Source organism: Thermorhabdus hydrogeniformans, assembly GCF_049310025.1.
In the GTDB taxonomy this organism is placed as follows: Bacteria; Bacillota; Thermosediminibacteria; order Thermosediminibacterales; family Tepidanaerobacteraceae; genus JBJYKD01.
The window spans coordinates 1-317 of the sequence record NZ_JBJYKD010000091.1 but is presented as its reverse complement, the minus strand read 5'-3'; the positions used below and the strand labels follow the sequence as shown (position 1 = coordinate 317).

The window sequence follows — 317 nt, the reverse complement described above, 5'->3', positions numbered from 1 at the left end:
TATTTACCAAGGAAAATTTCTTGAAGCATTTCAAGAATCTCGCGATCACTTTCCTCGAAAGTAACAGGTTTAAAGAGACTCTGGCCATATTTGTAGTAGTGAGAATCAGGCGGCCTGTAAGGCGATTTCGGTTCTTTAGGGCTATCACCGGCAGCAGACTTTTTTGGCTTAACAAACGGCACAGTTTCATAAATTCTCCCGTTGTATTCCACCCATACACCTGTTATACTACTAATAAAGACATTAACAGTTGTATGGGCCGGAATGGAAGGCTGGTTTTCTTTTTGAATGACCTTGAACTGCTTACCGTAGAAAGA

1 pseudogene is annotated in these 317 nt (G+C 41.0%); it reads right to left on the bottom strand.

Features of this window, described 5'->3' with window-relative positions:
• Positions 1-317, bottom strand: a pseudogene (locus ACKX14_RS15615) (ISNCY family transposase); the annotation flags it as partial.